The 21,596-nt window shown below is 39.3% G+C and carries 18 protein-coding genes; 4 read left to right on the top strand and 14 right to left on the bottom strand.

All coding sequences use genetic code 11. The annotated features are described in order from the left end of the window. Positions 1-8 precede the first annotated feature (8 nt). Entirely contained in the window at positions 9-1,211 is a 1,203-nt protein-coding gene (locus tag QFZ31_RS04645; protein ID WP_307301291.1) for an ornithine--oxo-acid transaminase, read from the bottom strand. A gap of 12 nt (positions 1,212-1,223) precedes the next feature. Next, complete coding sequence (pruA, locus tag QFZ31_RS04650; protein ID WP_307301293.1) at positions 1,224-2,768, bottom strand: L-glutamate gamma-semialdehyde dehydrogenase; 1,545 nt, start codon at positions 2,766-2,768, stop codon at positions 1,224-1,226. A gap of 215 nt (positions 2,769-2,983) precedes the next feature. Between pruA and QFZ31_RS04655 the strand changes: the two genes are divergently transcribed. Together QFZ31_RS04655 and QFZ31_RS04660 are read left to right on the top strand one after the other, a co-directional pair. Further along, complete coding sequence (locus QFZ31_RS04655; RefSeq protein WP_307301294.1) at positions 2,984-4,408, top strand: sigma-54 interaction domain-containing protein; 1,425 nt, start codon at positions 2,984-2,986, stop codon at positions 4,406-4,408. Positions 4,409-4,508: 100 nt separating this feature from the next. Continuing rightward, positions 4,509-4,922 (top strand): hypothetical protein, encoded by a 414-nt coding sequence (locus QFZ31_RS04660; protein ID WP_307301296.1) that lies wholly within the window; start codon positions 4,509-4,511, stop codon positions 4,920-4,922. A 40-nt stretch (positions 4,923-4,962) separates the two neighbouring features. Here the strand turns inward: QFZ31_RS04660 and QFZ31_RS04665 are convergent, their stop codons facing one another. The 11 genes from QFZ31_RS04665 to QFZ31_RS04715 form a co-directional block, all read right to left on the bottom strand. After that, positions 4,963-5,235, bottom strand: coding sequence for a DUF1292 domain-containing protein (locus tag QFZ31_RS04665; RefSeq protein WP_307301298.1), 273 nt, complete (start codon positions 5,233-5,235; stop codon positions 4,963-4,965). A gap of 83 nt (positions 5,236-5,318) precedes the next feature. Continuing rightward, positions 5,319-5,843 carry a type 1 glutamine amidotransferase domain-containing protein gene (locus tag QFZ31_RS04670; RefSeq protein ID WP_307301300.1) on the bottom strand — a complete coding sequence of 175 codons (525 nt, stop codon included), beginning with the start codon at positions 5,841-5,843 and terminating at the stop codon, positions 5,319-5,321. A gap of 478 nt (positions 5,844-6,321) precedes the next feature. Beyond that, entirely contained in the window at positions 6,322-7,695 is a 1,374-nt protein-coding gene (locus tag QFZ31_RS04675) for a ferrous iron transporter B (protein WP_179595616.1), read from the bottom strand. Then, positions 7,696-8,388, bottom strand: coding sequence for a FeoB small GTPase domain-containing protein (locus QFZ31_RS04680; RefSeq protein WP_307301303.1), 693 nt, complete (start codon positions 8,386-8,388; stop codon positions 7,696-7,698). It abuts the gene before it with no gap. Then, positions 8,378-8,632, bottom strand: coding sequence for a FeoA family protein (locus QFZ31_RS04685; RefSeq protein ID WP_179595618.1), 255 nt, complete (start codon positions 8,630-8,632; stop codon positions 8,378-8,380). Before QFZ31_RS04685 ends, QFZ31_RS04680 begins: the two co-directional genes overlap by 11 nt. 132 nt (positions 8,633-8,764) lie before the next feature. Further along, positions 8,765-9,628: a DUF3307 domain-containing protein gene (locus QFZ31_RS04690; RefSeq protein WP_307301306.1), complete on the bottom strand. Its 864-nt coding sequence runs from the start codon at positions 9,626-9,628 to the stop codon at positions 8,765-8,767. Positions 9,629-9,648: 20 nt separating this feature from the next. Further along, on the bottom strand, positions 9,649-10,425 hold the full coding sequence (locus QFZ31_RS04695; protein ID WP_307301307.1) for a hypothetical protein: 777 nt from the start codon (positions 10,423-10,425) through the stop codon (positions 9,649-9,651). Positions 10,426-10,522: 97 nt separating this feature from the next. Continuing rightward, positions 10,523-12,799, bottom strand: a complete 2,277-nt coding sequence (locus tag QFZ31_RS04700) for an ATP-dependent DNA helicase (RefSeq protein WP_307301309.1) — start codon at positions 12,797-12,799, stop codon at positions 10,523-10,525. Positions 12,800-12,922: 123 nt separating this feature from the next. Then, entirely contained in the window at positions 12,923-14,164 is a 1,242-nt protein-coding gene (locus tag QFZ31_RS04705; protein ID WP_307301310.1) for a glutamate-5-semialdehyde dehydrogenase, read from the bottom strand. 8 nt (positions 14,165-14,172) lie between these two features. Then, positions 14,173-15,285, bottom strand: a complete 1,113-nt coding sequence (proB, locus tag QFZ31_RS04710; protein ID WP_307301311.1) for a glutamate 5-kinase — start codon at positions 15,283-15,285, stop codon at positions 14,173-14,175. Positions 15,286-15,625: 340 nt separating this feature from the next. Further along, a complete protein-coding gene (locus tag QFZ31_RS04715; RefSeq protein WP_307301313.1) occupies positions 15,626-17,875 on the bottom strand; it encodes an AAA domain-containing protein in 2,250 nt (749 codons plus the stop codon). Between the two features lie 409 nt (positions 17,876-18,284). Between QFZ31_RS04715 and QFZ31_RS04720 the strand changes: the two genes are divergently transcribed. After that, entirely contained in the window at positions 18,285-19,817 is a 1,533-nt protein-coding gene (locus QFZ31_RS04720) for a multicopper oxidase domain-containing protein (RefSeq protein ID WP_307301315.1), read from the top strand. 35 nt (positions 19,818-19,852) lie between these two features. After that, positions 19,853-20,179 (top strand): hypothetical protein, encoded by a 327-nt coding sequence (locus QFZ31_RS04725; protein WP_307301317.1) that lies wholly within the window; start codon positions 19,853-19,855, stop codon positions 20,177-20,179. A gap of 56 nt (positions 20,180-20,235) precedes the next feature. Here the strand turns inward: QFZ31_RS04725 and QFZ31_RS04730 are convergent, their stop codons facing one another. Beyond that, positions 20,236-21,591: an aspartate aminotransferase family protein gene (locus QFZ31_RS04730; RefSeq protein WP_307301319.1), complete on the bottom strand. Its 1,356-nt coding sequence runs from the start codon at positions 21,589-21,591 to the stop codon at positions 20,236-20,238. Between the last annotated feature and the right edge of the window lie 5 nt (positions 21,592-21,596).

A 21,596-nucleotide genomic window follows, 5' to 3' on the forward strand; every position in this document is an offset into this window, starting at 1 on the left:
TATAGTTATTAAGCTAAAACCTTAGTGATTTTTTCAATTGACCAATCTATTTCTTCCTTTGTAATGATAAGCGGCGGCGCAAAACGAATAACGGTATCATGTGTTTCTTTACATAATAAACCCTCTTCCTTTAATTGCTCACAGTAAGGTCTTGCTTCTTCTGTCAGCTCTACACCTATAAATAAACCTCTGCCTCTTATTTCTTTTATCACAGGGCTATTGATTGCTTTTAATTGTTCTAGAAAATACTTACCTAATTCAAGTGAACGGTCTGCTAGTTTTTCTTCCTCAATCACTTCTAAAGCTGCAATTGACACAGCACAAGCAAGTGGATTTCCACCGAAAGTGGATCCATGTGAACCTGGATTAAATACACCTAAAACTTCGGAGTTGGCCACAACACATGAAATTGGGAACACTCCGCCACCTAATGCTTTTCCTAAAATTAACATGTCTGGGTTAACTTCTTCCCATTCAACAGCAAACATTTTTCCTGTCCGAGCTAAGCCAACTTGAATTTCATCGGCAATAAACAATACATTGTTTTCTTTACATAAATCAGAAGCTGCTTTTAAGAATCCTTCAGGAGGCAGGATAATTCCTGCTTCTCCTTGGATTGGTTCAATTAAGAAAGCAGCTGTATTAGGTGTGATAGCAGCTTTTAATGCTTCGATATCTCCATAAGGAATAAGCTTAATCCCTGGAAGCATCGGACCAAATCCTCGCTTATATTCAGGATCAGAAGATAAGGAAACTGCACCCATTGTCCTGCCATGGAAGTTACCTGTACAAGCAATAATTTCTGCTTGGTTCTCAGCGATTCCTTTTACATCATAGCCCCAGCGGCGTGCTGCTTTAATAGCTGTTTCTACCGCTTCAGCACCTGTATTCATAGGAAGTGCCATTTCTTTATTTGTTAATTTACAGATTTTTTCATACCAGGGACCGAGTTGGTCATTATGGAAAGCTCGTGAAGTTAAAGTCACTTTATCTGCTTGGTCTTTTAAGGCCTTAATAATTTTAGGATGACGGTGTCCTTGGTTTACCGCGGAATAAGCACTCAGCATATCCATGTAACGGTTTCCTTCTGGATTTTCCACCCATACTCCCTCTGCTTTCGAAACTACGATTGGCAGTGGAAGATAATTGTTGGCACCAAACTTTTGTGTTTTTTCGATAATTTCAGTTGTTTTATTTATAGTAGTATTCATTTTATTTCCTCCTTATAGCGTTTCGGAAGTTGTTTTAGCTTGCATGTGAAGCAGTAAATAATCGGGACCGCCTGCTTTAGAATCTGTTCCTGACATATTGAATCCTCCAAATGGCTGATATCCAACAATCGCTCCAGTACAAGTACGGTTAAAGTAGAGATTTCCAACATGGAATTCTTCACGGGCACGTTCAATATGTTCACGGTTGTTTGAAATTAAAGCTCCTGTTAGACCGTAATCTGTGTTGTTAGCGATTTTCATCATATGGTCAAAATCACGAGCTTTTGAGAAAGCCAGAACTGGTCCAAAAATCTCCTCTTGCATAAGTCGCGCATTTTCATCTAAATCAGCAAAGATCGTTGGCTGGATAAAGTAACCCTGTGAGTCATCGCCTTCTCCACCGGTCATTAATCTTCCTTCTTGTTTACCAACTTCAATATAATTCATGATCTTCTTAAATGATTTATCATCAATCACTGGACCCATATAATTAGATAAATCTTCTGGGTTACCAAGTGTCAGTGTTTTGGTTAACGCCACAGCTTTTTCAAGCACTTCATCATAAACATCCTGATGAACAACTGCACGAGAGCCAGCAGAACATTTTTGACCAGAGAAACCAAAAGCTGAATAAACGATACTTGCTGCAGCTAAATCTAAATCAGCATCATTGTCTACAACTACGGTATCCTTACCGCCCATTTCAGCAATGACACGTTTAATCCATATTTGCCCTGGGTGAACTTTTGCCGCTCGTTCATTGATTCTGCACCCAACCTCACGAGAGCCAGTGAAGGATACGAAACGAGTTTTCGGATGATCAACAAGATAATCCCCAATCTGCGCCCCGCTGCCTGGTACGAAGTTTAAAACGCCATTTGGTAAACCAGCTTCATGCATTAGCTCTACAAACTTTGCTGCCACAATTGGTGTAGAGTTTGCAGGCTTTAAAAGCACGGTATTCCCAGACACAATTGCTGCAACGGTTGTTCCAGCCATAATCGCCAATGGGAAGTTAAATGGTGAAATAATGATTCCTACACCTAGTGGAATGTAGTGATATTGATTGTATTCGCCATCACGGCTCTGTACAGGAAAACCTTCTTTTATACGAAGCATTTGACGACCGTAATATTCGATAAAATCAATTGCTTCAGCCGTATCTGCGTCCGCTTCCTTCCATGGTTTACCACCTTCTTTTACAAGATAAGCAGAAAATTCATGTTTACGGCGGCGCAACATCGCTGCTGCACGGAATAGGATATTGGCACGGTGTTCAGGCTTCCATTTCTTCCAAGATTCAAATGCAGTTAATGCCGTTTGCATGGCCTTTTCGGCAAGTTCTTGGTCTGCCATGGACACACTTCCGATGACTTCTTCTTTATTTGCTGGATTAATAGATTGAATTTTTTTATCAGTTGTAATGGATTCCCCGCCAATCACAACAGGATATTCCTTTCCTAGCTGGGATTGAACATACGAAAGAGCTTGTTGAAATGCTTGTTTATTTGCTTCTTCTGTAAAATTAGTAAATGGTTCATGCGTATACGGTTTCATTCTTTTATCCCCCTTGTGGTTTGTTCAAAACAATATAATGCAAGTTCCGTGCCAAACGTAAAATCTATATTTATAAGGGATTTATGTTATTTATGTTTTTAAACGCAAAATATTTTTGCGCAAAATATTTAAATTATTTTTAATGCAAAAATATTTTGCGCTATTTTGGAATATTTGTTTTAATAGAAAGATAAACAATAAGGGGAATGAAGATCATGGATCAGACAAAAATGACAGTTGAATACCTGCAGTATCTTATTTCCATGTATAAAAGGATTTTAGATGAAGTGGATGTTGGGGTCCATGCTGTAGATGCTTCAGGGAATACGGTTATTTATAATAAGAAAATGGCTCAAATGGAATCGATGGACATCCACGATGTCATGAATAAGAATCTGCTAGATGTCTTTATGTTTAAGGAAGATCAATCTAGCACACTTGTAAAAGCGCTTCAAGATAGAAAAGAGACAAAGAATGTTAAGCAAACTTATTTTAATAATAAAGGCCGAGAAATCACCACCAACAACAATACCATTCCTATTTATGAAAACGAAGAACTATTGGGTGCAGTTGAAATAGCCAACGACGTGACCAAGCTGGAACGTTTAATAAAAGGGAATATCACGCGAAAAGGTACTACTAGATATACTTTTGATAGTATTACAGGAAACAGTACCGTGATGAAGGAAGTCATTGAAGGTGCCAAGCGTGCCGCACGGACCTCTTCTTACGTCTTAATTGTGGGAGAAACAGGAACTGGAAAAGAGCTGTTTGCCCAAAGTATACATAATGCCAGCAGTCGGTTTTCCGGCCCCTTTATCTCTCAAAACTGCGCTGCTTTACCTGATAACTTAATAGAAAGTCTTCTATTCGGCACAAGGCGGGGTGCTTTTACCGGAGCCATCGACCAGCCAGGATTATTTGAACAGGCCAACGGCGGAACGTTGTTACTTGATGAGATAAATTCTCTTAATCTAAACCTTCAGGCTAAACTGCTTCGTGCACTTCAAGAAAAAACAATCCGCCGGGTCGGGGATACAAAGGATACACCCGTTGACGTTCGTGTAATAGCAAATATTAACGAGGACCCGATCGATGCGGTAACCAACAATCATATGCGGAAGGACTTATATTATCGCCTTGGAGTTGTCACCGTCTTTATTCCGCCTTTAAGGGAGCGTAAAGAGGATATCACTCTCCTGGCCCAGCTTTTTATTAACAAGTACAACGATCTCTTTCAAATGAACGTAAAAGGTTTATCAGAAGAGGTTAAAGCTTCATTTCTAGAGTATGACTGGCATGGAAATGTTCGTGAACTAGAACATCTAGTTGAAGCGGCTATGAACATTATGATGGATGATGAAGAACTCATTGAGTATTCGCATCTTCCCTATCAATATCGAAGTAAATTGCATCTAAAAGAAAGAAACACTCCTTCTGTATCGGTTGATATGTTTTTAAAAGATGGAACAGATACGACCACTTCACTAAAGGAGCAAATGGAATACTTTGAAAAATCCTATATAGAACATATCTTGAAAAATAATGATTACAATATTACTAGAACTGCAGATGTGCTAGGACTAAGCCGTCAAAGTCTTCAGTATCGAATGAAAAAACTAAACATCAAACATGAGTAACAAGAACTAGTAAAATTGTACGAAATTTTTCATAATATTTGCAGGAATTTGTCGAGAAATAAAGGAATATATAAGTAGAAAACAAAAAGGAGGAAAATATATGAAAAAGATATTAACATTACTTTTTACTAGTTTGATTGTTTTATTGATGTTGGCAGGTCCAGGGAATCTAGCTTTTGCACACGAGGGTGAGGAAAATTGTTCATGTGATTCCTTTACTATTCTTGACGGTGCCGAAAAGAACAAAATAATAGCAAAATTCTTAGCAAGTGACGAGTTTAAGACATTAAAATTAAATAACTTAGATAGTGGCTATAAATGGAAGGGAATAAGTAAAGCGGAAGTTACCAAATTTATTAAGGACGTTCATTCAAAACCCGAAGATCCAGATAGTCCAGTGGTTATTAAAGCTGGCACTATTGGTGTTGCAGTTCCCTTTTTTACCAGTGATGGAAAGTTAGAAGTTTTCTATTTTCTTAATGGGATACCTGCTGGAAGCCAGGTAATTGAATAATCGATTTAAAAAAGCTGGCATCTGCCAGCTTTCTTTGACCCTATTCCTCTTCCTCATCCATAATCTCATCAAAAGCAGCAGATACCTTGTCAAACTCCTCATCGCTTTCGATAGCCGTTAAGTCTCCATCCTCATCAACTTTTAAAAAGAAGATATCAATGTCCTCTTCTGTTTCCTCTTTTATATCTTCAACAAATCCCACCGCTACATAATTGGTGCCTTCTATATTGATAGAAGCTAACACTTCCACTTCCTGCTCCTGATCTGTTTCATCACTAATTGTGAAAACTTCGCCAACTTCAATATTTGCCACGTTACATCTTCCTCTCATTAAAAGAATAAGCATTTCATTCCATAAGTATCTCTAAAATGGCTGGAAATAATGCTAAAAATAACTTATTTCTGTTCGATGACTTTAACAAATTCACGCATATAATCCGGTAAATCAGGTGGGCGTCTACTTGAGACTAAATGTCCGTCGACCACAACCGGCTCATCATACCAAGTTGCACCGGCATTCTCCATATCATCCTTAATCCTAGGTGTACTAGTTACCTTCTTACCCTGCAGGATTTTTGCCGAAATTAATACCCAGCCAGCATGGCAAATTTGACCAATCGGCTTTTTGTTTTCTTCGAAATGCTGAAGCAGTGAAAGAACTTCAGGAAAGCGGCGAATCTTATCTGGTGCCCAACCACCTGGAACTAAAATCGCATCGTATTCTTCCCCTTTAATATCACTATAGGAGTAATCCGATTTTGCTGGCACTCCATATTTTCCTATGTACTCTTCCTCAGCCTTTTCTCCTGCTAGGTCAACCACAGCCCCTTCTTCTCGTAATCGGAGAATTGGATACCATAGCTCAAGATCTTCAAAATCATGATGGACAAGACTAACAACTTTCTTACCTTTTAAACGCATAAAACTTCCCTCCTCCTTATTGATTATTATGACATAGAAAAATCAAACCAACAAAAAAAGACACCACTTTTAAAGAGTTTTGTTTTGAAAAATGAGGTTCTCTTTGATTTTTGTCATAAAACTTACCCCAATGTCTTGTCTTTATCTAGTAACCAGCAAATGTAAAATAAGCGGAAATTTTCCGGTTAAGTGCAAAATAGAACTCATTTCAGGTGATTTAGGCGGAGATTTTCCGTCTATGCAAAGAAAAATCTCCCATTTTCGAATTTTTCGAGCCGATAGGCGGAATCTCTCCGTCTATTTAAGCCCATTTTAATAATAATTACGAATTAGGCGGAATTTTTCCGTCTATTTATCAGGTAAGGTATTTGATCTAACCTGATCCTCCAACTGAGAAACATAAAAAAAAGACGTATGCCAATTCATACGTCAATTCTTAAAAAGAAAGCACTCGAAAACCGAATCCTCTACTTTCAATTTACATCCAGCCAAAGAATCTAACGGTTTGGGTAATAATAAAAGGAACAAGAATGGCAATGACCGTAGGAATCAAAAAGGCTAAAAACGTCCATTTTTTACTTTTAGTTTCTTTATAAATATTTAAAAGCGTTGTTCCGCATGGATAATGAAGCAGTGAAAATAACATCATATTTAGTGCTGTAAGCCACGTCCAGCCATGGTCGAGAAAGATTTGCTTTAAATCGACCAAGCTATCCACCTCTGTTAAGGATCCTGTTGATAGATACCCCATTAACAAGATGGGAAGGACAATTTCATTCGCTGGCAAGCCTAAAATAAACGCCATCATAATATAGCCATCAAGACCGAGCAATTTTCCAAATGGATCTAAGAACTCAACTGCATACATCAGAATGCTGGTATCACCAATAAAAATGTTTGCAAACACCCAGGTTAAAATCGCCGCCGGTGCTGCAACCTTTACCGCACGCATTAAAACCGACCATGATTTTGTTAACGATGAGCGAACCACCGTATCAAAAATTTTAGGTTTCCTGTATGGAGGAAGTTCTAACGTGTAGTGGGTTGGAATCCCTTTTAACGCTGTTTTTGATAGGACCCAAGAGACAAAAAAGGTGACAATAATACCAAACATGACAATCCCGACAATCACACCGGTTGTAACAAGGGATTTAAGTCCGCCTGTAAAATTTGCAGCCATAAATAACGAGGCTAATACAATTAATGTTCCCCAACGCCCATTACACGGAACAAAATTATTGGTCAATATCGCCAGCATTCGTTCTCTGGGCGATTCAATTATCCTTGTAGATATCACCGCTGCTGCATTACAGCCAAAACCCATAGCCATCGTTAAGGATTGCTTCCCATGAGCACCCACCCTCTTAAACAGACGGTCCATATTAAAAGCAACACGTGGTAGATAACCGTAATTCTCTAAGAGTGCGAAGGTTGGAAAAAAGATTGCCATCGGAGGCAGCATGACGCTAATAACCCACGTTGTACCGCGGTATAAACCGAGAACAAGAACGCCATGAACCCAGTCAGGTGCGTGAATAAAGCTAAAAAATGCAGTTAAATATTTCTCCATCGAACCAAAGAACTCTGCTAACATCGAGGACGGTATATTTGCTCCAGCAATTGTTAAGTAAAACAATACACCCAACATCGTAAGCATAATCGGAAATCCAAAAATCGGCGAGGTAAATATCGCATCTAGTTTTTCGGTCCTTGTGTCTCTGTTCGACTTTGTATACTTAATGCCCTCAGCACAAAGCCGATGGCTACGTTCATAGAGCTGTTGAACAATATCATCTCTCAGCTTGGCCGTTGAAAGCTGCTGTGCTTCTGTGTAAAGCTGTTGAATACTCATTTAAGCTCTCTCCTTTTGTCCAAATCGCTCGTTAATCTCATTCAGTAATGTTTCGTCACCATCCAGCAACCTTAACGAAACCCAACGTGCGGACAACTCATTTCCAATAAGCTCCGAAACTTTTGGTTCAATTTTCTTAATTTGTTCTTCAATATCATCCGGGTAGGTGGTTTGGACAGGTTGACATTCTATCGCACCGGTCACGATTCGGTCTATGGTATCTAGCAGCATAGGGAAGCCTTTTTTATTTCGTGCCGATATTTTAATCACAGGAACGCCTAATCGATTTGTTAAAATCCGCTCATTAATGTTAATCCCTTGTTTTTCTGCGACATCGATTAGGTTAATACAGATAATTACATTATTTGTCATTTCCAATACCTGTAAGGCTAAATTGAAGTTTCTCTCTAAGGATGTTGCATCCAGTACAACAACGGTAACATCTGGTTTTTCGAAAACAATATAGTTTCTTGCTACTTCTTCATCACTTGAATTGGAAAAAAGCGAATAGGTACCTGGAAGATCAATCAAATTAAACGTTGTATCTTTATACTGAACATTGCCTTGCGCGAGCGAAACAGTCTTTCCAGCCCAGTTTCCTGTATGCTGTCTTAAGCCCGTTAAGGCATTAAATAAAGTACTCTTACCGGTATTTGGGTTTCCCGCCAAGGCCACTCGATAACTATTCCCCATCTGTCATCAACACCCCTTCTATCCGAGAGCTTTCCTCTTTTCTTAACGCAATGGTCGTTTGACTGACTCGATAAGCAATTGGGTCCCCTAAAGGGCTTTTTCTAATGACCTCGACCATCGCACCAGCCACAAAGCCTAAATCTAACAATCTTCTTCTCATCACACCGTCCAGATTTAAAGAAGTGATTTGAATTAAATTTCCCTTCTCACCATCCACAAGTCTCATTGTTTTTGGTATGCTCATATCTCTTTCCCCCTTATTAAAATTTTTCCTTCGTGCAACTTTTTCTTAATTATATGCTAAAACATACCACTTGTGTCATTTTTCCGAAAAAAAAATTAGCTGCCTACTAATAGGCAGCTAAGAAGATAAATTTTAGGTCAATACTTCCCTTAGAAGTATTCCAAGTGTAATTCCTATAAACATCGATGTCAGCGTACCCAATAGAAAATACTCTGCCCAGTTGCGGTCATCCATTTGTTTGAACCGTGCAATCGACTTAGCCGCAACGATAAATCCAATCGCTGGATAAGCACTGTAAAAGGTTAACACGATAACTAGTAATCTCTCAATATAACCAATTAATTTTCCCCGTGAGAGATCATGTTTGCTAAAAATCGTATAGTTATATTCCTCTGTTAAGGCTCTATTACCCGTATGGTTCTTGGCATATTGAGCCTCTTGCCGTTCATTTTTAAATGTATATTTCCCTTCAAAGGTTAAAAGCTGATTAGGCAGGGAGCCTAATAGGATTTTTATCATGTGTCCACTTACACTAGTGGCAAGAATCAAAACAATAAGAATGAATAATACCGAGTTTATCGTGCCCAATTCTTTCCCGTTTCTAAAAAATTCCTGGATACTTGCAAGCTGAACACCTAAAAAATACTGTCCAGCAAGGAGAATTGTTCCAAGGTGTATCAGCTGATCAATCGTGAAGAAACTAGCTCTTTTTAGGTTTTCTTCATTGCTTATTTTTAAGGTATCAAGGAGCCTGATTTTAAGGATATCGGTAATTAAATGGCTGCTCACAATAAAGAGCAACGGAAAAATAAGACACGTAATAATACTCACTTCTTTAGATGAAAAAAGGTAAAAAACTGTCAGCACAAGTACATTTACAAGAAAATGGTGGCCAATATGCTTCTTAATATTTTTCATTTTGTCTACGACCATTTCATCGGTCTGCAAATAAAAATCAGCTATGAGATGGGCGAGAATGAGGGATAATAATAGCATGGAAACTCCTCTCTATCAGGTCATTGCTTAATATGATTTAATTTTAAATGATGTCGAATTGATTCCATTAATGATTCACTTTTTTCATTCCTCTGATTATCGTTATACGATTTTTCCTGCAGTGAATCTAGGATGGTGACCAATTCGCTAAAAACCTTTGTAATTTCTTCAGATTTTCCTTTTTTATAATGACTGGAAATGGTCGGTGCTGTTTTTTCGAGCAGCTTTGCTACCGCTTTTTGCTGCTGCAAAATAAAGTAATAGGTAAAAACCTGTTCTTGAATAGGAGTTTGCTCTTTTAACATGTTCATCTGTAAACGTAATAATGAATTAATTAAAACCTCAAACTCATTCCGAAACTGGTTATATGAAAAGAGTGAAATATCTTGATAAAATTGATCAAGTTCAAATTTGAATAGTGGTCTGACTGGCTCTTGTTTTAATAAATCGTTCGCATATCTCGCCTGCTTTATTAACGGGTGGATCCATTTCTCAATATCAACTTCTTCTAACTCTTTATCACTATCACCAAATGACAAACCAAAATAAGGGGTATGATCACGATACTTCCAAACCCTGCTGATAAAAAAAGCAATAATATATGCCGTCGAATAGCCATAACCAGCAAAAATAATCTCATCGCCCGCACGGTGTTTTACCTTGCAATGGCCAAACTCCTTCGTCCAAACATTGATTGAGGCCACCATCTCATCTAGGTAGTTCGTTAATTCTTCTCCTATTTCAGCGGAAGAAGAGTTACTTACATCTAGTATAAAAATTGAAATTGGATGATTCATTAGCTTTCTCCTTCATTTCAAAATTAGATTATATAGTCTAATTTTAATGAATTTAGATTAAGTAGTCAAACTTTCATCCAATTAGATAAAAAAGCACCTAAATGACCGTAAAACTCCGCCACTCTTGTGGTAAAAGGTCTTGATACTGCCTATGTAAAAACCGGTCGTCTACCAGCACAATGGTCCCGTGGTCCTCTTCCGAACGAATTAACCTCCCGCCCGCCTGTAAAACTTTGTTCATTCCAGGATAAACATAGGCATAATCATAACCGTTTTTTTCCTTTTGATTGAAATGTTCCTTTATCAGATTCCGTTCATAACAAAGCTGTGGCAGACCTACCCCGATCACCACCACTCCGTTTAACCGATCACCTTTTAAATCCACACCCTCTGAAAAAACACCGCCAAGTACGGCGAATCCTATCAATGTCTCTGTTTGATTTGGTTTAAACGTTTCTAAAAAGGCTTCTCTTTCCAGCTCAGACATTCCCGCACCTTGAAGTAAGGTATGGATTCCCGGGTATTCTGTAATAAGCTGTTCATATACCGCAAGTAAATATTGATAGGACGGAAAAAAAACTAAATAATTACCTGGTCGATTTTGAACTAAGGCATGAATCATAGATGCAATTGGCTCTTTTGTTCTCTCTCGGTCACGATATCTAGTCGAGAGCGGTTTGATAAAAATATCTGTCTGCTCTTCTTTAAAAGGCGAAGGAATCGAAAGTGTATAATCGTCCACTTGCCCGCCTAACATATCCTGATAATAAGATAACGGCGATAGTGTGGCAGAAAAAAAGACTTTTGACCGAAAGTTTTTTCCCATTTTCTGTAGTAATTTGGATGGATCGATACAGAACAATTTTAGTGTTACATCGTTTTTATTTTTCTCTCCATAAATCACATAATGCTCATCAAGTAATTCAACTATTTTCATAAAAGCATTGACTTGAAAGTACAGCTCCAGCAGGTTTGGAGCATTCTCTTTTTGTAGGAAAAATTCAGCACCTTCATTAAATTGGGTTAACAACTCAACCAATTCTTCATCCAGCTGCTCCACAGTAAACTCACTCTGCTCACCATGAAGCTTTTTCAATGAAATAAACCAGGCATTTATTTTTGAAGCAAAATCGGAGATAACCTTATTGACAGTTTTAAATTCCTTTTTTAATTGAAGAAACGTATCCTTGTTTAAGGAGGCAGAGAACATTTCTCTTCCGCGATCAACCAGATTATGAGCTTCATCAACTAACAAGAGTGTTGACTTCTTCTGCTCCTCGAACAATCGTTTTAACGATACGCGAGGATCAAAAATATAATTATAATCACAAATGACAGCGTCAACTGCATAAGCAAGATCAATCGAGAACTCAAAAGGACAAATGGTATGTTTTCGAGCGTATTTCTCGATTACCTCACGATTCATAGTGGTTTCATTCATTACGATATCTAACACAGCTTCATTTATTCGATCATAATAGCCATCAGCAAACTCACAATAATCCTTCTGGCATTTGGTCTCCTCCTTAAAACAAACCTTGTCTTTCGCTGTAATCGTAACGGATTTCAAACATAGCCCGCAAGATTGCATTCGTTCTACAGCCTCTTCAGCCGTTGTTCTGGTAATAGTCTTAGCAGTCAGATAAAAAATTCGATTTAAATGCCCCTCACCCATAGCTTTAACAGCAGGAAAGAAGGTTGAAATCGTTTTGCCAATCCCAGTTGGTGCTTTTACAAATAAACTCTTTTCTTCTGAGATCGTCTTGTAAACACCACCAGCTAGTTTCCTTTGACCTGCACGGTAAGAATCAAATGGAAAAACCAGTTGTTTACTACTTTCATTCCTCGCTTGGCGGTGATCATGAAGTAATTTTGCATAAGGATAATAATTTTCGACCACCTCATGAACAAAAACATCTAGTTCCTCCAATGTAAAACAATTTTTCAGATATCTTTTCTCATCACTTTCAACCTGCACATAGGTAAGCTGCACAAAAATCTCCGGTAACTGATGGTCCATGGCATATATATAAGCGTACATTTTTGCTTGTGCCCAATGAACAGGAATACCTTCTTGTCCAAGATGTTCCAACGGCTGAGAAGTGGATTTTATCTCATCTATGATTACCTCACCATTCCGCAATAATAAACCATCACATCTTCCATCAATAGTAAATATGACATCTTTAAAGGGTAGGTCAGCTCGAAGATAAACTTCCTTTTGATCAGAATCTTGATATGTACGTTGGATTTTTTGGTGAATTCTTGTTCCATCTAAAAGTGTGGACTGTGACCGAAAACGGGAATCAATACTGCCACTGCTATAAACATGTTCCACAAGCGTCCTAACCGCTATTTGTATGGTATTTGCCAAGAAAATCACCTTCTTCAAAAATAAGAATATATGTTTGTATCTTATTATAACAGAAATCTTTTCTCGCATAACAAGGATCGAAAAAAATAGAGAACAAGAATGTACCTTGTTCTCTATTACTTATTATGAACGGATTTGACCTGTTCCCTGTACAATTGCCTTTGTCGTGGTAATGGCTCTTAAACCCATTGGACCGCGTGCATGTAGTTTTTGTGTACTAATCCCGATTTCCGCTCCATAGCCAAATTGTTCCCCATCGGTAAAACGAGTGGAAGCATTATGATAGACGACGGCTGCATCGATCGCTTGGAAAAATAACCGTACATTTTCATCATTTTCACTGATGATGGCTTCTGAATGCTTCGTTCCATACTTGTCGATATGTTGGATGGCTTCCTTCACACTCTTTACCAATTTCACGGCTAGAATCGGTGCTAAAAATTCGTTCTGCCAGTCCTCTTCAACGGCAATTTTTACAAAAGGGTATTGCGCTGCCAGCTCTTTATCCCCTCTAAGCTCCACCCCTTTTTCCTTTAAGGAATGAACGATCTCTTGTTTATGTGGCCAATCCTCGTGAAGAATAAGGGATTCAGCCGCATTACAAACAGAAGGACGGTGTAATTTTGCATTAATCGTAATATCAATAGCCATTTGCTTTTCTGCAGTCTCATCAATAAATATATGACAATTCCCAACACCCGTTTCAAGCACAGGTACAGTCGCATTTTGAATAACCGATTGAATCAAACCTGCACCTCCTCGGGGAATCAGAACGTCAAGATATTGATTTAGTTTAAACATTTGCGAAGCTGTTTCCCTGCTCGTATCCTCGAGCAGTTGAACGGCATCGGCTGGTATTTTACTATCTGCTAAAGCCTCACGCATTACTTTCACAAGTGCCTTATTAGAGTAAAGAGCCGAAGTACTTCCTCTTAAAAGAACAGCATTTCCCGCTTTTAAGCAAAGACTGCCTGCGTCCACCGTTACATTCGGACGCGCTTCATACACCATTCCGATAACACCAATCGGAACACGAACGGTATGAATCTTTAACCCATTCGGACGCTCCCAAGCTTCAATCGTTTCGCCGATTGGATCTTCAAGTACAATCAATTGGCGAATCCCTTCTACAATCTGCTCGATTCTTTCTTCCGTAAGCAATAACCGATCCAACAAAGAAGGCGAAAATCCTTTTTCCTCTCCTGCTGCAATATCTTTAGCATTTTCAGTAAGGATCAATTCTTTCTCTGTCAATAATCGGTCAGCCATTTTTGCTAAAGCTTCATTTTTCTCTTCCGTAGTGAGAATAGCAAGAACCTTTGATGCTGCTCTTAGTTTTACAGCTTTTTCTAATAATTCACTCATAGTAAATTTCACTCCTCCGGCAAAAGGACCCAGTTATTTCGATGAATCACTTCTGCTCTTTTATTAATAGAAAAATTTTTCGTTTTCTCGCCAGGTAAACCTTTGACCATTTGAAGATTTTTTGCAGAATAATAGATTTGTCCTTTGCCAATCAATTCACCTCTTTGATTGTGAACCTCGACAACATCCATCGCATTAAAATCACCAATAACATTTGTAACACCAACAGGCAGCAAACTTTTCCCATTTGTAACAATTGCCTGTTCTGCACCGTCATCAATCTCGACAATGCCAGCAGTATGAGAATGAAAAGCAATCCATTGCTTTTTCTTTTGCATTTGTGTTTGGAAGGAGCCGCCAATATAAGTTCCGTCGCCTTTCCCCTCTAAAATATTTAAGAGCTTTTCCTTTCCCTGTCCTTTCCCGACAAAGACACTAACCCCGAAGGAAAGAGCTTTTTTCGCAGCAAGCAGCTTCGATTTCATTCCGCCTGTACCAACGGAGGACCCACTTCCTCCTGCAGCTTCAAGCAGTTCATCGTTAACCCTGGGAATAAAGTCATACTTCTTCGCGTCCTTCATCACTTTTGGATTACCGTCATATAAGCCATTTACATCCGTTAAGATAATTAATGCATTCGCATGTAAAAACCCGCTTACAAGCGCAGACAGCATATCATTATCACCAAAGGTTAATTCCTCAATTGAAACAGAATCGTTTTCATTAATAATCGGTATAACGCCCCTTTGAAGCAGCTCAGATATCGTATTGTAAAGATTGTGAAACCGCTCAAGGCTGTAAAAATCTTCTCTAGTTAATAGAATTTGGGCTGGTACAATACCAAACTCTTTAAATTGCAAATGATAATGCTGCATTAATAATCCTTGACCGACTGCTGCTGCTGCCTGCTTCCCTGCTGTGGTTTTTGGCCGTGTCGGATACCCTAACGCCCCAAAACCTGCAGCAACTGCACCAGAAGAGATGAGTATGACATCGTGACCCTGTTCTTTTATACATGCCAGTGCTTCAACATGGTCACGAATTTTTTCTTCTGATATCGTACCTGAAGCTGTTGTTAATGAACTGCTGCCTATTTTTACAACCACGAGTTGTTTCTTCATTTCCTCTAACCCCTCTAAAAAAAGTAAAAAAACGACTCTTCTGTCCCTGTAAAAAGGACGGAAGAATCGTTTCCGCGGTACCACCTTCATTGATGCTTTTAGCATCCACTTTAACTCCGTAACGAGGGAAAACGGCTTATGTTTTCATAAGCGGTGTGAAAAGGGCAGGTTCAATCTCTTTCGCGTGAGAAACCTTACAGCCTGTGGGTTTCACTCTCTTTCACGTTCCCAAGTTTACTAATCCCTTACCATTAGCAATTTGTAATTTTACTTATTATCTAAAGAAATGAGCAAATTGTCAAGGATGTTTTTTGAAAATTAAATCATTACATTTAGTTCTTTAGTTAATGTTATCTGTTACTAACTGTCCGATTAAATAATCGCATACCTTTTCTGAATTTAATTTTGCTGCAATAAAGGGAGGCTGTAGCCCTTTTCCTCTTCCTAGCTGGAAACCGAGCCAGAGAATATGCTCATCAATGACAACAAACGGGAAGGAACACCCAGCCTCCTGCCATGAGTCAGGCTGTATTTCTGGAATTGGTTTCTCAGAAATAACGGTGAGTGTGACGGACGGATTCCGATGAACTAAAACATTTGTCCATGACTCTGGTAAAACAATCGTTACTGGTAAGGAAATAATAATTGAAGAACGGGCATTTTCTATGTCTCTAAGCACCTTGTCTAATTTTAGTGCATGGATCCACTTTAAATTAGGATGTTGATTTCTAATCCAGGTGCCAATATCCTTTGTTTTCACACTTTGCTGATGTTTTTCTTGATGTTCAACCAACTGCCTAATCGTTTTCCTATTATAGACATGTTTACGTATAAAAGCGATATTACAGACATGAATAAATTTTCCCTTTGTTCTTGTAATTGCCACATTTATGAGTCGTTCACTATCTTTTCCCGTTAATAGCATTCCCGCTCGTTCCTGTGGATTGGAATCTACTGTATCAAAGATCATTACATCTCTTTCACTGCCTTGAAAGCGGTGAACGGTGGCAGAAACGATATCTGCAGTTAACCGTTCTTTTTCATATAAATCCTGCAGCAAGAGATCCATTAAATTTGCTTGTGCTCGGTAGGGTGTTACATAACCGATGGAACGAGCACCGCCTAGATAGGATTCATGAATCAGTTGAAAAGAAATCAGAGCCTGCCATAGATTTGACCTTGAATTAGAACTTTTTTCATTTATACAAAAAGCACCCATATAACTTGTATCTAATAGGATGGCAGCCCGTCCCGAAAAAGGTGCATGTTCCACAATCCTCTTTCTACTACTTCGTACACTTTCATGGTCACCTACAAGAGAATGATAAATGTATCGATTGGTAAAAGCAGATATATCTGGGTGCATCCTCCGCTGTTCTTTCAATAACAATAAATGCGGATGGAGCTTACCCTCCTCCACCCAATCTGCCACACCCGCTCGATGAAAAACATCCTCTTTTAGCCATTTTGTTACGAGTGAGTCCCTGGACGAGGCGATAGGTGGTAATTGTTTAAAATCTCCGCATATAATGACTCTTTTACCAAGAGAGGCTGCAAATGCTGCCTGTGGTACATAAGCCATACTTGCTTCATCCACGATCACAACATCAAAATCTTTCCCATATATAGCAGGATCACTAGCTGCTTTTGCAAGGGTGGAGCCCACCACAAGGGCATTTTTTACAAATTCTATTTCTTTTTGACGTATTTTTTCAAGCACTCTGGCAATCTTTTTCTCAAGTTCCAATAGTTGATTTGTATCTCTTTTACTAAAAGAACGGGCAATATCATGTTTTAGGTTTTTTCTTTCTTCTATTAAAGCATTTTTATCTTCTACGAGACTATGTTCCTGTTTCTGGAGGAGCTGACTGGTGGTAAGTGCTTCTTCGCTATCCTCTCCCACGCCGGTATTAGATCCATACCGAAGTACATCCCCTTCTTTGAAGCGGTCTTTCTTTTTAATAAAAGCTGAAATCTCACTGATTAATACATCTACTGCTTGGTTACTATGCGAAAGGATAAGTACCGTTTTTCCTTGAAAATATTTATTTGCAGCAACCCGTGCAAGGGTATAGGTTTTACCGGTTCCAGGCGGTCCCCACACAAAGGTGACCGGGTTGTATTTTGAACGTAGAACCAATTCATGGACATTGCTTTTAACCTTTTCAATGGGGTGTTTTGCCGGCATCGAAGGGTTCATTAACCGGTTGACCCTTAAACGTTTCTGCTTGCTTTTGTTGACTTCGTCTAACCGTTCGATGAGCTGCTGAAGCAGCTCCCAAGGATCATGATAGATATAGGCATCAGGGATTAAATCACCTAATGATTGTTCTAATTGAACAATGATCCCCTTCCCCTCAGAAGAAAGGGTCCGTCCTCCCTGTTTTACGCCTCCCCATACAAGCGTAATAGAAGAACCAACTGGTATTTTTAATGAGAAGGCAGTATCAAAATAATAGGTAAATGTCCCATCGTTTGACAGCAGCCTGCCATTGGTCACTCTATATTTGTTACTGCCATATTTTTTCAAGTAAAGTATTTCATTTTCAAGTGCCTGCTGCCACTCTTTCATATAAACTGTCTTCGTCATTGTTTTCATCCTTTAATTACTCTAAATGTCAATTTACTATAGCATGTTTTAGCAAAAAAAATAAATCTAACTCGTAAAATTATGAATCTATGAATTATAAAATTTTTCTGCAGTGAAAAATTTCGACATCCATTCTTCTCTTTGTCATATTTTAAAAAATAACCACGATAAAAAAATTGCTGTCAATGTGTGGGATAGAAAGGAAATTTCAAACTGCAAAATGAATAGTTATTTAGCACCAGCCGCACAAGGTTGAAAACTACAAACAGGTGAAAAAGGTCTTTATTTCGAGAACGGTTTGTGACCTTGGACCGAGTATCCCCCGAGTGAGACTCGGAATTTCTGTGCATATACATAGGTCATTTTACGTAGTAAAACCATTTCTCTACGACTGTTTAAGGAGGTAAAGATGAAACGAAGAGATTTTGTTAAATATGCGGGAGGCGGTCTTGCAGCGTTAGTTGTAGGAAGTGTGATGCCTGCATGGCTATCCAATAATTCACTTTTTGCAGTTAAACAGGTGCAGGAACTCAACTTTACCATTACAGACTCTATAAAAGACATGGTTACACATAATTCTATTAACCAAGCACAATGTTACTTTTGGTTGTACAAAGAGGCTAATTTCCCAGCAGAAATTCCTGGACCACATATTTTAACTACTGAAGGAAGTCTCATTAAGGTTTCCGTCACAAATGGACTTGACGAACCACATGCTTTTTTCATACCAGGTTTGGTAAACAGCGGTCCGATTGCACCTGGAGCGACAAAGAATATCCAATTTGTTACATCCAAGGCAGGGACTTATTTGTATTATGACAACCTGAATGCACCAGTGGACCGTGTAATGGGTCTTCACGGAGCATTAATTGTTATGCCTGCCAAGGCTGCTCCAGGACATAAGTTCACGCCATATGCTAATCCGACACCAGCCGTGCAGCAGTTATTTGATGATTTTGGATCAACCTCCCACTTCCCTGGATTAGCTTGGGAACAAGGAGATCCAGCAACACATACACCTGCCTTTAGACAATATGTATGGCTGCTCCATGCAGCTAGTTCCCGTTTGTTTGCTGATGTTGGAAACTATCCGCCAGGAAGAGATTATCCTGCAGCACAATTTATAAGTGCCTACCAAAGGGATCGTTTCCGATCAGATGGATTAAATAAAAAACCTGATTATTTTACGATAAACGGTCATTCTGGATGGTTTGCAGCTCATAATCCAACCATTACCCCACATCAAAGGGTGGGTGAACCAGCTGTCATCAGAATACTTAATGCAGGTATTTCACTTCATTCTTTGCATATTCATGCAAACCATGTATATGCAACGGGGAAAAACGGAGTAGTGGAAGAAAATCCGATTTGGATGGACACCTTAACGGTCAAACCACTTGACGTTATCGAATGGGTTGTTCCTTTTACTAGACCACCAGATGTGCCGAATGAAAGGGGAATTGGACTTCCGGATAACCCATTGATTTCCATTCCTAATCCACGTATTTCAGGATCTGCTCCCCACCCCGTCTGGCCTCCAACAGAAGAGTTGGGAACATTTATGCCAAAACGCGGGGATGAGGCTGGAGATTTCGATATCTCTGTTCAATTATCACCCATTTGTTATCCAATGCATGACCACTCTGAAGCTAGCCAAAGTGCGCAAGGTGGGAATTACGGATTAGGGATGATGAGTACGATGTTGAGGCTCTCTGGGTTATTGACGATATTGATTCTGTTTGGCGGGATCAGGCTGAGCATGCTCATCAGACCTTTCCTGAACATGGTGATAGACCAGGAGTTAACGATGAGTTTCACACGAATGACAGAGGAAATGAAGAATTCTTTGCCTTTCATGATTACAACCCCGATTACTTTGTTGTCACCGGAGTTAATTTCCCAGGACGCGTTGGCAGTACTGTTTCTATTCGACCTGGATTAACCATCCCACCTTCATTAAATAGTGGTGTGGCCGGAATGCAGATTTCAGTTAACGCTAGAAGAAATCAGACAATTCTAATCCGGTTATTATGTGGTGCATATAGCAAAATCAAGGTGACCTTCCCAGTTGATGTTGCCGTTATTGCAGTTGATGGTCGTTCATTAGGTGTTCCTCCATTTGGTCGGTATAATCACCCATATACAGTTCCTGAAGGTACTCCTATAGACATGTCTACTGCCCAGCGCTGTGATGTGTTAATGAGGTTTGATCGACCAATTAGCTCTTATGCACAAGTCGAATACAGGCATCATTTAAGCGATACTTTTCTTTTGAATGGCAGAATCCCAATCGTTATTAAATAGTCTTATAGACAAAAAATCCTAAGTGTGATCTTCCCACACTTAGGATTTTTATATATTCAGTTGATTTTCTTAAGGGAGTCTGTAACTGTCTTAATAATAAAAGTAATGTCTTCCTGCTTGATAGTTAATGGCGGTGATAATGTTAATACGTTATTGTATCCAGCAACAGTGGCTCCGTTCTTACCAATTAATAACCCTTCCTGTTTGCAGTTGGCAATTACTTGATTAACTAGCGTTACATCTAAAGGTTCCTTTGTCTTCTTATCCTTCACTAATTCAATACCCACCAATAATCCTTTTCCACGTACATCGCCAACAAATGGATGGTCCTGAAGAAGGTCACTTAATTCAGAGACCACTTGTTTACCAAGGTCACGCGAGCGGTCAAAGAGATTTTCTTTTTCCATAATTTCAAGGTTTTTTAACGCCAAGGCACAAGCAGCTGGATTGCCGCCAAATGTGTTCACATGACGGAAGTAATCATATTCTTCCGTTCCTTTAAAGGCTTCGTATATTTCTTTCCGAACAGCCGTTGCGGAGAGAGGCAGGTACGCACTCGTTATCCCTTTCGCCATTGTGATAATGTCGGGCTTAACATCATAATTCATAAAGCCAAAAGGTTTTCCTGTTCGACCAAAGCCGCAGATGACTTCATCTACAATTAACAGAGCACCATGTTTTTCACAAACCTCTTTGGCTGCCTTCATGTATCCTTCAGGCGGCACTAGGATTCCCCCGCCCGTAATGATAGGCTCCATAATCATCGCTGCTATCGTTTCGCTTAGCTCCCACGTCATGGTCCGGTCGATTTCTTTTACCGATGAAAGTTCCCTTGGATCACTTACATTCACATCATCCCGATAGGAATCTGGCGGAGAAACATGAATGAATCCTGGAGCAAGCGGCTCATATTTATATTTTCTTTGTGCCTGACCGGTTGCTGCTAGAGCCCCCATGGAATTTCCATGATATCCGCGGTAACGGGATACTATTTTGTAGCGGTTAAAATCCCCTTTTTGCTGATGATATTGACGGACAATTTTAAAAGCCGTTTCATTCGCCTCTGAACCGCTGTTTGAGAAAAAGATGACGTATTCATCGCCAAGCATCTCATTTAATTTTTCAGCCAGTTTGATAGCCGGAATATGGCTTTGAGTAAGAGGAAAATAAGCCATTTCTTTTAACTGTTCATACGCCGCCTCGGCAAGCTCAGTTCTTCCATAACCAACATTCACACACCATAAGCCAGCCATACCATCTAAATAGCGCTTTCCATTGGCATCGGTTACCCAAGAACCTTCTGCTTTCGTGGCAACTATGGTTGCATTGGGATTATAAGGTTTCATAGAATGCCATAAATATTTATCATCCTGTGCCAGCAATTCTTCATGCGGTCGACCTGTTTGAACCATGGCTC

This window comes from Neobacillus niacini (assembly GCF_030817595.1).
Taxonomy (GTDB): domain Bacteria; phylum Bacillota; class Bacilli; order Bacillales; family Cytobacillaceae; genus Neobacillus; species Neobacillus niacini_G.